The sequence below is a fragment of the Bacteroides zhangwenhongii genome (assembly GCF_009193325.2).
Taxonomy (GTDB): domain Bacteria; phylum Bacteroidota; class Bacteroidia; order Bacteroidales; family Bacteroidaceae; genus Bacteroides; species Bacteroides zhangwenhongii.
This window is the reverse complement of the sequence record NZ_CP059856.1, coordinates 4,678,470-4,692,960: the sequence shown is the minus strand read 5'-3', so window position 1 is coordinate 4,692,960 and position 14,491 is coordinate 4,678,470. Positions and strand designations below refer to the sequence as shown.

The window sequence follows — 14,491 nt, the reverse complement described above, 5'->3', positions numbered from 1 at the left end:
CATAACAATAACCATGAAGAACCTGAAGAAACGAACTTTTTTACTCTTATTGGCAGGACTGACTGCTACTGTTTTTGCTTCGGCACAGAAACAGCCGTTGCCCGAATGGCAAAGCCAGTATGCTGTAGGACTGAATAAACTCGCTCCTCACACTTATGTATGGCCTTATGCCAATGCTTCCGATATTGAGAAGCCGGGAGGCTATGAGCAATCTCCTTATTATATGTCTTTGAACGGGAAATGGAAGTTCCATTGGGTGAAGAACCCGGACAACCGTCCGAAAGACTTTTATCAACCTTCTTATTATACAGGAGGTTGGGCTGACATCAATGTGCCCGGAAATTGGGAACGGCAGGGATACGGAACAGCTATCTACGTCAATGAGACGTATGAGTTCGATGATAAGATGTTCAATTTCAAGAAGAATCCGCCGTTAGTGCCTCATGCCGAAAATGAAGTCGGTTCGTATCGCCGTACTTTCAAAGTGCCTGCCGATTGGAAAGGACGTAGGGTAGTACTTTGCTGTGAGGGGGTAATCTCTTTCTATTATGTATGGGTGAACGGTAAATTGCTCGGATATAATCAAGGTTCGAAAACAGCGGCTGAATGGGATATTACAGAGGTATTGACCGAAGGAGAGAACGTAGTAGCTTTGGAAGTCTACCGTTGGAGTTCGGGTGCTTATCTGGAATGTCAGGATATGTGGCGTTTGAGCGGTATCGAACGGGATGTATATCTTTACAGTACCCCCAAACAATATATCGCCGACTACAAACTGAATGCCTCTTTGGATAAGGAAAAGTACAAAGACGGATTTTTCGGACTTGAAGTGACGGTAGAAGGTCCGTCTTCTACGGTAAGCTCGATTACTTATACACTGAAGGATACCTTCGGCAAAGCTGTTCTGAAGGATGCTATCAATATCAAATCCCGTGGATTGAGTAATTTTATAGCATTTGAAGAGAAGAAGATTCCTAATGTAAAACCGTGGAGTGCCGAATATCCTAATTTGTACACATTGGTGCTTGAACTGAAAGATGCACAAGGGAAAGTAACCGAACTGACCGGCTGTGAAGTCGGTTTCCGTACTTCGGAAATCAAGAACGGGCGTTTTTGTATCAACGGTGTGCCGGTATTGGTAAAGGGGACTAACCGTCACGAACATTCCCAATTGGGACGTACCGTAAGCAAGGAACTGATGGAATTGGATATTAAGCTGATGAAAGAGCATAATATCAACCTGGTACGCAATTCTCATTATCCTACTCATCCTTATTGGTATCAGCTTTGCGACCGTTACGGATTGTATATGATTGATGAGGCTAACATCGAATCACATGGAATGGGCTACGGTCCTGCTTCTCTTGCTAAAGACAGCACTTGGCTGACTGCGCACATGGACCGTACACATCGTATGTACGAGCGTTCGAAGAATCATCCCGCTATTGTTATCTGGTCATTGGGCAATGAGGCCGGAAACGGTATCAACTTTGAACGTACATACGACTGGCTGAAATCGGTGGACAAGACTCGTCCTGTTCAATATGAACGTGCCGAACTGAATTACAATACGGATATTTATTGCCGTATGTACCGTAGTGTAGATGAGATAAAAGCGTATGTAGCGAAAAAGGGTATTTACCGTCCCTTCATCCTTTGTGAATATTTGCACGCGATGGGTAACAGTTGTGGCGGATTGAAAGACTATTGGGATGTTTTTGAAAACGAACCAATGGCACAAGGCGGTAATGTTTGGGACTGGGTGGACCAGTCTTTCCGTGAAATAGACAAGAACGGCAAATGGTATTGGACGTATGGCGGTGATTACGGACCGGAAGGAATACCGAGCTTCGGCAACTTCTGCTGTAACGGTCTGGTGAATGCCGACCGCCAGCCGCATCCTCATCTGCTCGAAGTGAAGAAAGTGTATCAGAATATAAAAGCAACTCTGCTGAGTCCGAAGAACATGAAACTTCGTATCAAGAACTGGTACGACTTCTCTAACCTGAACGAATATGAACTTCATTGGAATGTGACGGCTGATAATGGAGAGAAAATTGCAGAAGGTACGAAAGTCTTAGACTGTGAACCACACGCCACCATAGACGTGTCGTTAGGAAATGTGATTCTGCCGAAGACAGTCCGTGAGGCTTATCTGAATATTAGTTGGACACGTAGGGAAGCTTCTCCGATGATAGCCGAAGATTGGGAAGTGGCATACGATCAGTTCGTTATTGCCGACAATAAGAATTATACGGGCTATCGTCCGCAAAAAGCGGGTGAGACGACTTTCACGGTGGATAAAGAAACGGGAGCGCTTACTTCTCTTGCTTTGGATGGTAAGGAACTGTTGGCTACTCCGATCACTCTCAGTCTTTTCCGTCCGGCTACGGATAATGATAACCGTGACAAGAACGGAGCTCGCCTGTGGCGTAAAGTGGGATTGGATAATCTGACTCAAAAGGTGACCTCATTGAAAGAAGGGAAGAATACGACAACTGCGGCTATCGAGCTTCTTAATGCAAAAGGTCAGAAAGTGGGAACTGCCGACTTTATCTATACGCTTGATAAGAACGGCGCATTAAAGATACGTACTACTTTCCAACCGGATACAGCGATTGTCAAGTCTATGGCACGTCTGGGACTGACTTTCCGTGTGGCGGATACTTACGATCAAGTTTCTTATCTGGGACGTGGTGACAATGAAACGTATGCTGACCGTGACCAATCCGGTAAGATCGGCTTATATCAGACAACACCCGAACGGATGTTCCACTATTATGTCACTCCGCAATCTACCGGTAACCGTACAGATGTGCGTTGGACGAAATTCACTGATCGTTCCGGTGAAGGAATCTTTGTCGATTCAAATCGTCCTTTCCAGTTTAGCATAGTTCCTTTCTCGGATGTATTATTGGAGAAAGCCCGTCATATTAATGAGTTGGAACGTGACGGACTGGTGACTGTGCATTTGGATGCAGAACAGGCTGGCGTAGGAACAGCTACTTGTGGTCCCGGAGTATTGCCGCAGTATTTGGTTCCGTTAAAGAAACAGAGTTTTGAATTCACTCTTTATCCGGTGAAACCGGCAGGGCAGGCGCAGAAAAAAGAAAATTATTATGTGAAACATCTTGAGTTTCCTCAAAATGCGACTTTGGAGCAAAAGGTAGATATGGCTGCGCGATTAATTCCTACTCCCCAGCAGTTGTCTTGGCAACAAATGGAGTTGACTGCTTTTCTCCATTTTGGTATCAATACCTTTACCGGACGTGAATGGGGAGATGGAAAAGAAGATCCGGCGCTGTTTAATCCATCCGAACTGAATGCGGAACAATGGGTACGTACCCTTAAAGAAGCCGGTTTCAAGATGGTGCTGTTGACGGCAAAACATCATGATGGATTTTGTCTTTGGCCTACGGCTACCACCAAACATTCCGTAGCTTCTTCTCCTTGGAAAAAAGGACAAGGCGATGTAGTAAGGGAATTGCGTAAGGCTTGCGATAAATATGATATGAAGTTTGGCGTTTATCTTTCTCCCTGGGATCGTAATGCGGAATGTTATGGAGATTCTCCCCGATATAACGACTTCTTTATCCGCCAATTGACAGAGTTGCTTACCCATTATGGGGAGGTACACGAAGTTTGGTTTGACGGAGCGAATGGGGAAGGGCCGAACGGAAAGAAGCAGGTATATGACTGGGAAGCTTTCTATAAAACGATTCAACGTCTGCAACCGAAGGCCGTGATGGCAATAATGGGCGATGATGTGCGTTGGGTTGGTAATGAAAAAGGTTTGGGACGTGAAACCGAATGGAGTGCGACGGTACTTACTCCGGGCATTTACACCCGTTCGGAGGAGAATAACAAACGTTTGGGCGTATTCAGCAAAGCGAAAGATTTGGGAAGCCGTTCGATGTTGGCGGAGGCTACGGAACTTTTCTGGTATCCGTCGGAAGTGGATGTTTCTATTCGTCCGGGATGGTTCTATCATGCGGAAGAAGATACGAAAGTGAAGTCATTGAAACATTTGTCGGATATCTATTTCCAATCGGTAGGATATAACTCAGTACTTTTATTGAATATTCCTCCTGACCGCAGAGGTCTGATTCACGAGGCCGATGTGAAGCGACTGAAAGATTTTGCCGCTTATAGGAAAAGAGTGTTTGCAGACAATCGTGTAGTGAAAGGTCGGAAAGAGTGGAATGCGGTTTCGGGAAGTGAGAAGATTTATTCTTTGAAACCGGAATCGGAAATCAATGTGGTAATGCTTCAGGAAGATATCGCTAAAGGACAACGGGTTGAATCCTTTGCCGTAGAGGTGTTGACCGAACAGGGATGGCAGGAAGTCGGACAGGGTACTACCGTAGGTTACAAACGTTTGCTGCGTTTTCCGGCAGTAAAGGCTAGTCAACTGAAAGTGAAAATCAATGAATGCCGGTTGACGGCTCATATCAGTCAGGTCGGTGCGTTCTATGCAACACCGTTGCAGGAAGATAATCAGACGGAAAGTTGGAATGACTTACCTCGTAAAGAATGGAAACAGGTGGCTGCTTCTCCGTTGACGATTGACTTGGGAAAGATGGTACAGCTGTCAGCCTTTACATACGCTCCCTTGAAGGCGGAAGCAAAACCGACAATGGCTTTTCAGTATAAGTTCTATGTAAGTACGGATGGGAAGAGTTGGGCGGAGGTGCCGACTAATGGTGAGTTTAGCAATATCATGCACAATCCTCTGCCACAAACGGTTACTTTCAACAAAGGCGTACAGGCGCGTTTCATCAAACTGGAGGCTACAACGCCTGCTGCCACCACTGCTAAAGTAGAAATGAATGAGATCGGAGTCACAGTAGCTCCTTAATACAGATAACCTATTATTTCAGAACATAAGATGAAAAAAGAATATTATTATGGTATATTGCCTTTGGCTTTAACCTCTTGTCTGGTTTCTCAGACATCTGCCCAGGAAAGACAGATAAACCGTCCGAATGTAGTCTTTATTTATGCCGATGACATAGGCTATGGTGATTTGAGTTGCAATGGAGCGAAGACGATTCACACTCCTAATGTAGAGCGTTTGGCAAAGATGGGAGTACGTTTTACAAATGCGCATAGTGCTGCCGCTACAAGTACGCCTTCCCGTTATGCTATGCTGACCGGTGAATACGCTTGGCGTAAGGAAGGAACGGGAATTGCAGACGGAGATGCCGCATCTATCATCCGTCCGGAACGTTATACAATGGCGGATATGTTCAAAGAGGCAGGATATAGTACGGGGGTGGTAGGTAAATGGCATTTGGGACTTGGCGACAAGGGAGGTGAACAGGATTGGAACAAGCCTTTGAAACCGGGCACAAATGATATCGGGTTTGATTATTCATTTATCATGGCCGCTACCGGTGACCGTGTGCCGTGTGTTTTTGTGGAAAACGACCGGGTGATTAATCTTGATCCGAATGATCCGATTCAAGTAAGTTATAAAAAGAACTTTCCGGGTGAACCTACCGGGAAAGACAATCCGGAACTGCTGAAAATGCATCCTTCCCATGGTCACAATCAAAGTATTGTCAACGGTATCTCACGTATCGGGTATATGAAAGGTGGAAAATCCGCTCTTTGGCAAGATGATAAGATTGCGGAAACTTTAACCGGGAAAGCGATATCTTTTATTGAAGGACACAAGGATGCTCCCTTCTTTTTGTATTTCGCCACTCAGGATGCACACGTTCCTCGTGTGCCGTCTCCTCAGTTTGTTGGCAAAAGCGGTATGGGATCTCGTGGCGATTGTCTTCTTGAATTTGACTGGTCGGTAGGACAAGTGCTGGATGCATTGGAACGCTTGGGACTGGATAAAAATACATTGGTGGTTTTGTCTAGTGATAACGGGCCGGTAGTGGATGACGGTTATAAGGATCAGGCGGTAGAATTACTGGGCGATCATAAACCCGGAGGTGTTTATCGTGGAGGAAAATACAGTGCTTACGAAGCCGGTACACGTGTGCCGTGTATTTGGAGTTGGCAGGGAGTGATTCGTCCCGGTACCGTTTCGGATGCGTTGCTTTGTCAGATAGACTGGTTTGCTACTTTTGCGCAAATGATGAATTTCCGTTTGCCGGAGGGAGCTGCTCCGGATAGTGAACCGTTACTGAATGCCTGGACAGGTAAAGAAAAGAAAGGTCGGGAATGGCTGGTACTTCAGAATGCACAGAATAATCTGTCGTTGACGGATGGACGGTGGAAATACCTGCGTCCCGGGAAAGGTCCTGCATATAACAAAAATGTCAATATTGAATTAGGTAACAGCATGAAACCTCAACTTTATGACATAAAGAAAGATCCGACTGAAAAGAATAATGTAGCAGAGAAGAATCCGAAAATAGTGACGAAAATGTCGCAACAATTGGAAAAGATAGTAGACGGTCGTTATGGTTTGCCTTTGTAAAAGAATGCTTAGAGAGTAGCAGTGTAGACTGGCGTCTTGATTCTTTATGAGTCGGATGCCGGTCTTTTTTTATTTTCTAAACCAAATGTATATCCAGACTGTTATTTCTTAAAAAAGACAGAAGTTATGCTCGTAGTAGATTTAGGAAAGTGGATGAATAAAATCCTGATAGATTGGGGGATAGACCCGGAAGTTGCCGACCGTTTTGATGAAACTATTATTGCTATATTGATGATAGCGATTGCTGTCGGCTTGAATTATCTCTGTCAGGCAATTCTCATAGGAGGAATGAAACAGTATACCCGGCGAAAGCCGCATAAATGGAATACACTGCTGATGAAGCGTAAAGTGTTCCATCATCTGATTCATACTATTCCGGCTTTTCTTGTTTATGCTCTTTTGCCAATGGCATTTGTTCGTGGAAAAGAGTTATTGCTGATTTCACAGAAAGCGTGCACCATTTATATAATCTTTTCGCTGTTGTTGGCTATTAATGGTATCCTGCTGATGATTATGGATATTTACGATGGTAAAGAATCTATGAAGAACCGGCCTATGAAAGGATTTATTCAAGTCTTGCAGGTCGTTCTTTTCTTTGTGGGCGGAATTGTAATCATCGCTATTATTGTAAATAAGTCTCCTGCCAGTCTGTTTGCAGGATTGGGAGCGTCGGCAGCTATCCTGATGTTGGTATTCAAGGATTCTATTTTGGGCTTTGTGGCGGGCATTCAGCTTTCTGCCAATGATATGGTACGTCCGGGCGACTGGGTTACGCTGCCTTCGGGGGAAGCCAATGGCACGGTGCAGGAAATTACGTTGAATACGGTTAAGATTCAGAATTTTGATAATACAATTTCTACGGTTCCGCCTTATACGTTAGTGAGTACGCCATTTCAGAATTGGCGGGGAATGACGGAGTCGGGAGGACGGAGGGTCATGAAGAACATTACCTTAGATCTGACTACTTTACAGTTCTGTACACCGGAAATGCTGGACCGTTACCGGAAGGAGATTCCCTTGATGGCAGACTATCAGCCGGAAGAAGGGACGGTTCCGACCAATTCCCAAGTATATAGGGTATATATTGAACGCTATTTGTGCAGCTTGCCTGTAGTGAACCAAGATTTGGATCTGATTATCAGCCAGAAAGAGGCTACGATGTATGGAGTGCCTATTCAGGTTTACTTCTTTTCCCGAAATAAAATCTGGAAAGAGTACGAACGTATCCAATCGGATATCTTTGACCATTTGCTGGCAATGGTTCCCAAGTTTGACTTAAAGGTTTATCAGTATTCGGATTGAACGGAATACGTCACGTTGATGCCGTGGTCATGCCACGTTAGTGTCACGACTGTGCCACTACGTTGGCACTGTTATGCCAATGCGATGACACTATTGTGCCAACGTGGTGGCACTAAACTGCTTCCTGTGGCTGTGTGAGCTTTGTCAGGGGAGTACTAGTTCGAAGTCTGTATAGATGGGAAGGTGGTCGCTGAACCCTCCTTGATATTTCATTCCTTTATAGGTGCGAAAAGGTTCTTTACCTCCATACTTCTTGTCGTCGGTCAACAAAAAAGGAAGTTGGCAGACTTTCGCTTTTTCCTCATGAGTGAAGAAATTACCGGAAGTGTTGAGCAATGTACCGGATACAATTAAATGGTCGAGCAATCCCCATTCCCCATGATATTTATATGAACCGAAATTGGCAGTCTTTGCTTTTCGGGCAAGCAGATGATAGAGCTTTAACGGGGATAGGGATGAGGGTGAGGTAGCAGGATGGGTTGCTATATCCAAACTATCGGAACGGATAGGAGGAGCTTCCGCTTCGAGTATTTTACGAATTGATTTATTGTTGGGATAATCATTGAAGTCGCCCATGATGATGACTTGAGGATGGAGACGGGTATGCAGGACGCTATCCACTTCTGTGCGTAAAATTTGAGCGGCATGGAGTCGATAAGGCTCGGATTCTTTTGCTCCGCCTGAGCGGCTTGGAAGATGGCAGACGAATACATCCAATGTATCTCCGGTCAGCAGCAGACCGTTGACGTGCAGCAAATCTCTTGTCGGGCGATGTTGCCTGAACACAGGAATGGAAATAGAGCGGGAGGATAAGAGTTTGAATAAATCCCGTTGGTAAAGAAGAGCCACGTCGATACCTCTTAGATCGGGAGAGTCAGTCATTACATAACGATAATCGAGCTCTTGCAAAGGCGAACGGTGGGTGAGGTCACGGAGTACTGTGTCGTTCTCTACTTCGCAGAGGCCTATGAGTGCTGGAGCATTCCATTCACCGATAGCAGTGATGACACGTGCGATATCACTCAGTTTCTTTTTATATCTGTTGTAATTCCAATGGCGCATGGCATTGGGAAAGAACTCGTAATCGTTCTTCAGACTGTCATGGTGGGTATCAAACAAGTTTTCTGTATTCCAGCAGGCAACACGGAACCGGATATTTTCTTGTGCCGGTGCGTTCCATGAACAGATAACAAAAAAGAGTATGGTAACAGCTACTCTTGTTTCACTGTTACCATACTTTAGTTGTCGCAGACTTATCCGTCTTTTATTTTTTAGCAGGGACATGTACCAGAATATCCAATAAATGTTTCCAGAACTTCTCTACGGTAGGGATAAGCATCCGTTCGTCCGGAGAGTGTACTCCCGTCAATGTCGGTCCGAAGGAAATCATGTCCAATGTGGGATATTTATCGAGGAACAGGCCACATTCGAGTCCTGCGTGAATTGCTTTCACTTTGGCTTCTACACCGAACAGGCGTTTGTAGGATTCGGCTGCCACTTCGAGAATGGCCGAATGCGGGTTGGGCTTCCATCCCGGATAACCTTCACCGAAAGTGACTTCCGCTCCAGCCAGTCTGAATACGGCACGTACGGTATTTGCCATATCGTTGCGTGCGGACAATATAGAACTACGCTGGCTGGTTTCAATACGGATGATATGGTCGGGTTTCATCTTCACCGAAGCAAGGTTCGTGGATGTTTCTACCAGTCCCGGAATGTCTTGACTCATTGCATATACTCCGTGAGGAGCCGCGTACAGTGCTTTCAACAGGCGGTCGGTGGTATCTTGGTCGATAGCTGTCTGGCGGGGAGTCTCTGATTCGAGAACCAATTTCAAATCCGGTTCTACAACTGACAGCTCGTCTTCCATTTCACTGGCGAAGATGTTCAGTTCGGTGCGTACGTCATGTTTTGCATCTTCGGGAACTGCACAGATGGCATAAGCTTCACGAGGGATGGCATTGCGCAGATTTCCACCGTTGATTTCGCAAAGGTACAAATCGTGGTTATTGGCTATGCGGGTAAGGAAACGGTTCAAGATTTTGTTGGCATTGCCGCGTCCCAGATGGATATCTCCTCCAGAGTGGCCTCCTTTCAGTCCTTTTACTTCTACTTTGAAGAAGAAATATCCGGCAGGTACTTCGATTTCTTTATACGTAAATTCTGCTACGGAGTCAATACCACCGGCACATCCGATAAAGATTTCCCCTTCATCCTCAGAGTCGAGATTCAAAAGGATATCTCCGCTCATAAAACCTTCTTTTAGGGCAAATGCTCCGGTCAGTCCGGTTTCTTCATCTACGGTGAACAGACATTCCAGCGGTCCGTGTTCTATGCTGTCATCGGCAAGAATAGCCAGCTCTGTAGCCACACCGATACCATTGTCGGCTCCGAGTGTGGTTCCTTTGGCTTTCAGCCATTCACCGTCTATTTCTGTTTCGATTGGATCGGTGAGGAAGTCGTGTTGAACATCATTGTTTTTCTCACATACCATGTCAATGTGCGATTGCAGTACTACAGTTTGCAGGTTTTCCTTTCCGGGAGTGGCAGGCTTTTTAATCAGTACGTTGCCCGCTTCGTCCACTTTGGTCTCAAGATTATGTTTAGCTCCGAATGCCTTTAGGTAGGCAATCATTTTCTCTTCCTTCTTCGAAGGGCGCGGTACTTGGCAGATTTCTTCAAAATACTTGAATACGCCGGCCGGCTTTAGGTCTTTTTTTTCCATGTTGTTTCTTTATTATAATAAGGAATAGAAGGGCGGTTTTAGCTTCTTCTATTGCTAAATATGGTTAATTTGATTGACTTATCTGAACTCATATCTCATTAAAGCCTATCTTTGCATTCACAAAATTAATAGAAATGGTTGAGACTATACTGATAACTTTGTTAATAGTTGCTATTTCCCTGGTTTTATTGGGGGTGAAAGTATTCTTTACGAAGGGCGGGAAGTTCCCGAATGGTCATGTGAGTGGGAATAAGGCGTTGCGTAAAAAGGGAATTGGGTGTGCTCAGTCTCAGGATCGTGAGGCACAGAAGAAACCGCGCTTTTCTATTGATGAGTTAGAAAAGGCCTTGAATGATAGTATGAATTAAATTTATTAAAAACAATACTTATTAATTATGAATAGAATGAACTACCTCATGAACGGTTTGGCTGCTCTTGCGTTTATCGTTTTATTTTCACAATGCGCTGGCAAAGCTGATAATCAAACTGCTACAACTCCCGTTCAGGCAAATGCTGAATTGTCAGGAATGAAAATTGCTTATGTTGAAATAGACTCGCTGTTGGCCAAATACAATTTTTGTATTGACTTGAATGAGGCTATGGTGAAGAAAAGCGAGAATGTTCGTATGACATTGAATCAGAAAGCTAACTCCTTGAATAAGGAAAAGCAGGACTTCCAGAAGAAAGTGGAAAACAATGCTTTCCTGTCACAAGATAGAGCACAGCAGGAATATAACCGTCTGGTAAAGTTGGAACAAGACTTGCAAGAGCTGAGCAATAAGCTTCAGAATGGCTTGATGGAAGAGAACAATAAGAATAGCTTGCAGTTCCGTGATTCTATCAACGCATTCCTGAAAGAATATAATAAGACTCACGGATATAGCTTGATTTTCAGCAACACCGGTTTCGATAATCTGCTTTATGCTGATAGCGCGTTTAATATTACAGAAGAAATCGTAAACGGATTGAATGCCCGATATTCACCGGTAAAGAAATAGATCATTTTTTTATTATATATTTAAATTTTTTGCCTGTCCGGTACTGTAAAGTCCGGATAGGTTTTTTTGTGCGTGAAAACAAGGAAACGGAATGATCAGGGAGCTTCCGTTATATATTGTTTCATGCCTTCCGTGTAATAAGTCTCGAACTCTCCTTTTTCTCCACTATATATAAAGTAAGCATCAATCTTGGGATGCGCTTTACAGAAAGCCTCCGCTTTTTCAAGCCCCATCACCATAAATGAGGTAGCCAAAGCGTCGGCTGTCATACAATCTTCCGCTATCACAGTAGCGGACAGAATGTTATGCTGCACAGGATAGCCCGTTCTCGGATCAATGGTATGGGCATATTTCTTTCCGTCTTTGTAATAGAAGTTGCGGTAGTTTCCGGAAGTAGCCATACCGAGATCGGTCACTTTGAGTACCGTCTGTATATCTTGTTTTACAGAGAGAGAATCATCGATAGGCTTGTTGATTCCGATACGCCAACGGTCGTTTTTAGGATTGAATCCTTTTACCACCACTTCGCCACCTATATCTATCATATAGTTCTTGATTCCTTTTCTATCCAACAGACGGGCGACTACATCCACTGAGTATCCCTTGGCTACAGCACTACAACTCAACATAATACGCGGATCTTGTTTGATAATCTTTTCGTTCTCAAGTTTTACTTTGTCATATCCGGTGATTTGCAACAAACTATCTATCATTATGGAATCAGGGAAAGTGCCTTTCTTGAATCCGAATCCCCACGCATTGGCGAGTGGGGCTATCGTTATGTCAAAAGCTCCTTGGGTCTCGCGGGAGATCTCCATAGAACGGTTGAAGCATTTTTGGAAAAAAGTATCTGTCACTATTTCTTCGTTACGATTGACGCGACTGATGACAGAACTGTCATTGAAGGGTGACAGTGACAAGTCGAATCGTTTTAACTCCGCTTCGATTTCCGGTTTTAAGTCACCGTCATATTGATAAGTGATATTGTAAACGGTTCCGAACACCAGACCGGTAATACTGTTGTAGTTTGCTTGTTGATTGTGCCTGGCCAATATCCAGATAGTTGCCAGAATTAGGAAAGCCAGCCAAAGGAAACTCTTTTTTGTCTTCATACGCTCTTCTATTTAATAAGAAAACTCTTTTTTTATTGGAAAAATAGATGCTCAATTAATATTTTAATTCCGATAATTACCAGAATGATACCTCCCCATAATTCAGCTTTTAACTTCCGGGCAAGGCCGCAGCCACATTGAATGCCGAAAATAAGTCCGATTAATGACAGGACGAATGAAACAAATCCTATGATGAGGATAGGAGAAAGGATATCGCTGTAATCCTGAATACCCAAAAAGGCAAATGAAATACCGACTGCCAATGCGTCGATACTTGTTGCTACCGCCATGGTCAGTACTACCTTTAAGTTTGCCGGATTGAACAGTTGGCAACATTCTTCTTCTTTAAAGGATTCCCAAATCATTCGGCCTCCCAGAAAGGCAAGAATTCCGAAAGCGATCCAATGATCTATACTTTCTATAAGATGACTGAAGGTTTTTGCACACATCCATCCGATAAGTGGCATGATGGCTTGAAAAAGTCCGAAAGCAAAGGCCATGACTAGCATTGGTCTCCATCGGGTACGTTTCAAAATAATGCCGCTTGCAATGGATACGGCAAAACAATCCATCGCCAAACCTATTGCAAGCAACCAAATCTCTAGTCCTGTCATTGTATTCTAAAGAGGCAATTTATAGATGAGGGAATAGGTGATTCCCATATTATTTGATTTATATTTACCGTAACCCGGCACATACCACGGAGCGCCATACTCTCCGATAGAAGCTTTTGTCTTGTATTTCATGCGTACCGACCACCCCATATTAAAGTTCTTGTAAATACGCACTTTAACGCCTAAGACGATTTCCAACCATTGCACCGAGCCTTTCATGCCCAGATGGCTGAAAGGAACACTCCCTCCCCAATAATCGTCTTCTAAGCTGGGATTGCCTATTACATCTCCCCAAATAGGATCATTTGCCGGCAGGGTTGATACATCATATTTGAAAGAACTGAATGCATAACGAAGTCCGGCATATAAATAACTGTTTTTCTCTTTTTTCTTTGCCATCGTGTTGTAGTCTACGCCGATACGGAAAAAAGGGGCAGCTTTGCTTTTGTAGTGTATACCCGTTTCGCTCCAGGTGTCTGTTCCTCCCATGCCAAATTCAAAAGTAGGGATGAATTTGTTTTTAAGGTTGACACCAATGCTGACTTCTGAACTCATGAAGTCTCCTCCTAAGATTTTGCTTCCTATGCCGTATAAATCCACACCAATATACGTCCCGTTATAAAACGGAATCGTATCTATCTCGACAGTCTCTTTTTTCTTCTGGTCTCTTTTGGGTGTATGAGTAGGACGCTGCTGTTGTGCCAGTAACGGAAGACCGATACAAAAGAGTAGAAGCAGACTAATCAGGCGTAACCGGTGTGCGGTCGCGATAGTTAAAGAATATCTGTAAATTCTCAATTTCATTTGAATTGGCTTCTTTATTTCGTAATTCGATAGACGTTATTTTCTCCGTACTGTTTTTTCTGTTGCCGAATGCAGCACTGATGATGTTTTGTTTCATCATGTAGCCGCATTCCATAGACTGAAAATAGGGAGTGTTCTCTTGTACGATATATACTGTATCTACATCCTCGGGATTGCGTACCGGATCATATTGGAAGATAAATACGGTGGAATCGCTGGTATAGCGCAACGGCAACATTACTGTATGTACATCTTTCTCATTGTTGAGAATAATGGAGTCTGTTCCCATTGCTCTGACTGTCAGCGAGTCGAGTGTGTCATTGAGTACGGCCTTATCATTATCCGGATCGTTGGTTTTGAACGTACAATACATCATGGGACGTCCTGCCATAGAACAATCATTTTCGTCCGAACATGAACTGTGGATACCGATAGCGGCACCAACGATTATCAATAGGAGAAAGATACGAACTAAATTCTTCATAGTCAAGTATTGA

The 14,491-nt window shown here is 44.0% G+C and carries 11 protein-coding genes and 1 pseudogene; 6 read left to right on the top strand and 6 right to left on the bottom strand.

Features of this window, described 5'->3' with window-relative positions; all coding sequences use genetic code 11:
• Positions 1-13: 13 nt before the first annotated feature.
• The 4 genes and pseudogenes from GD630_RS21540 to GD630_RS18650 form a co-directional block, all read left to right on the top strand.
• Positions 14-3,085 (top strand): annotated as a pseudogene (locus GD630_RS21540) (glycoside hydrolase family 2 TIM barrel-domain containing protein); the annotation flags it as partial.
• Positions 3,080-4,858 carry an alpha-L-fucosidase gene (locus GD630_RS21535; RefSeq protein WP_317168859.1) on the top strand — a complete coding sequence of 593 codons (1,779 nt, stop codon included), beginning with the start codon at positions 3,080-3,082 and terminating at the stop codon, positions 4,856-4,858. The pseudogene GD630_RS21540 and the gene GD630_RS21535, both read left to right, overlap by 6 nt.
• A 30-nt stretch (positions 4,859-4,888) precedes the next feature.
• Positions 4,889-6,439, top strand: coding sequence for a sulfatase-like hydrolase/transferase (locus tag GD630_RS18655; RefSeq protein WP_143866722.1), 1,551 nt, complete (start codon positions 4,889-4,891; stop codon positions 6,437-6,439).
• A 126-nt stretch (positions 6,440-6,565) separates the two neighbouring features.
• A complete protein-coding gene (locus tag GD630_RS18650) occupies positions 6,566-7,741 on the top strand; it encodes a mechanosensitive ion channel family protein (protein ID WP_143866724.1) in 1,176 nt (391 codons plus the stop codon).
• Between the two features lie 144 nt (positions 7,742-7,885).
• Here the strand turns inward: GD630_RS18650 and GD630_RS18645 are convergent, their stop codons facing one another.
• Together GD630_RS18645 and GD630_RS18640 are read right to left on the bottom strand one after the other, a co-directional pair.
• The gene (locus GD630_RS18645; RefSeq protein ID WP_143866726.1) at positions 7,886-9,025 is read right to left on the bottom strand and encodes an endonuclease/exonuclease/phosphatase family protein; all 1,140 of its coding nucleotides are present in this window, start codon (positions 9,023-9,025) and stop codon (positions 7,886-7,888) included.
• Complete coding sequence (locus GD630_RS18640; protein WP_143866728.1) at positions 9,006-10,466, bottom strand: aminoacyl-histidine dipeptidase; 1,461 nt, start codon at positions 10,464-10,466, stop codon at positions 9,006-9,008. Before GD630_RS18640 ends, GD630_RS18645 begins: the two co-directional genes overlap by 20 nt.
• Before the next feature lie 134 nt (positions 10,467-10,600).
• Between GD630_RS18640 and GD630_RS18635 the strand changes: the two genes are divergently transcribed.
• On the top strand, positions 10,601-10,834 hold the full coding sequence (locus tag GD630_RS18635; RefSeq protein WP_005678489.1) for a hypothetical protein: 234 nt from the start codon (positions 10,601-10,603) through the stop codon (positions 10,832-10,834).
• Between the two features lie 27 nt (positions 10,835-10,861).
• Positions 10,862-11,464 carry an OmpH family outer membrane protein gene (locus GD630_RS18630; RefSeq protein ID WP_007758720.1) on the top strand — a complete coding sequence of 201 codons (603 nt, stop codon included), beginning with the start codon at positions 10,862-10,864 and terminating at the stop codon, positions 11,462-11,464.
• Positions 11,465-11,559: 95 nt separating this feature from the next.
• Here the strand turns inward: GD630_RS18630 and GD630_RS18625 are convergent, their stop codons facing one another.
• From GD630_RS18625 to GD630_RS18610, 4 genes are read right to left on the bottom strand one after another with little or no spacing between them, the layout of a single operon-like run.
• Positions 11,560-12,576, bottom strand: coding sequence for an FAD:protein FMN transferase (locus tag GD630_RS18625; protein ID WP_143866730.1), 1,017 nt, complete (start codon positions 12,574-12,576; stop codon positions 11,560-11,562).
• Between the two features lie 32 nt (positions 12,577-12,608).
• The gene (locus GD630_RS18620; protein ID WP_143866732.1) at positions 12,609-13,190 is read right to left on the bottom strand and encodes a manganese efflux pump MntP; all 582 of its coding nucleotides are present in this window, start codon (positions 13,188-13,190) and stop codon (positions 12,609-12,611) included.
• A gap of 6 nt (positions 13,191-13,196) precedes the next feature.
• Positions 13,197-13,994 (bottom strand): DUF6048 family protein, encoded by a 798-nt coding sequence (locus GD630_RS18615; protein WP_182505658.1) that lies wholly within the window; start codon positions 13,992-13,994, stop codon positions 13,197-13,199.
• Positions 13,930-14,478, bottom strand: a complete 549-nt coding sequence (locus GD630_RS18610; protein WP_143866734.1) for a DUF6452 family protein — start codon at positions 14,476-14,478, stop codon at positions 13,930-13,932. The genes GD630_RS18615 and GD630_RS18610 overlap by 65 nt, the downstream gene beginning before the upstream one ends.
• Positions 14,479-14,491: the final 13 nt, after the last annotated feature.

Bases quoted from the DNA above. Each gene is read 5' to 3' on its own strand.
- GD630_RS18610 (WP_143866734.1), bottom strand. From the start codon at position 14,478: ATGAAGAATTTAGTTCGTATCTTTCTCCTATTGATAATCGTTGGTGCC.
- GD630_RS18640 (WP_143866728.1), bottom strand. From the start codon at position 10,466: ATGGAAAAAAAAGACCTAAAGCCGGCCGGCGTATTCAAGTATTTTGAA.
- GD630_RS18620 (WP_143866732.1), bottom strand. From the start codon at position 13,190: ATGACAGGACTAGAGATTTGGTTGCTTGCAATAGGTTTGGCGATGGAT.
- GD630_RS18650 (WP_143866724.1), top strand. From the start codon at position 6,566: ATGCTCGTAGTAGATTTAGGAAAGTGGATGAATAAAATCCTGATAGAT.
- GD630_RS18615 (WP_182505658.1), bottom strand. From the start codon at position 13,994: ATGAAATTGAGAATTTACAGATATTCTTTAACTATCGCGACCGCACAC.
- GD630_RS18645 (WP_143866726.1), bottom strand. From the start codon at position 9,025: ATGTCCCTGCTAAAAAATAAAAGACGGATAAGTCTGCGACAACTAAAG.
- GD630_RS18635 (WP_005678489.1), top strand. From the start codon at position 10,601: ATGGTTGAGACTATACTGATAACTTTGTTAATAGTTGCTATTTCCCTG.
- GD630_RS18625 (WP_143866730.1), bottom strand. From the start codon at position 12,576: ATGAAGACAAAAAAGAGTTTCCTTTGGCTGGCTTTCCTAATTCTGGCA.
- GD630_RS18630 (WP_007758720.1), top strand. From the start codon at position 10,862: ATGAATAGAATGAACTACCTCATGAACGGTTTGGCTGCTCTTGCGTTT.
- GD630_RS18655 (WP_143866722.1), top strand. From the start codon at position 4,889: ATGAAAAAAGAATATTATTATGGTATATTGCCTTTGGCTTTAACCTCT.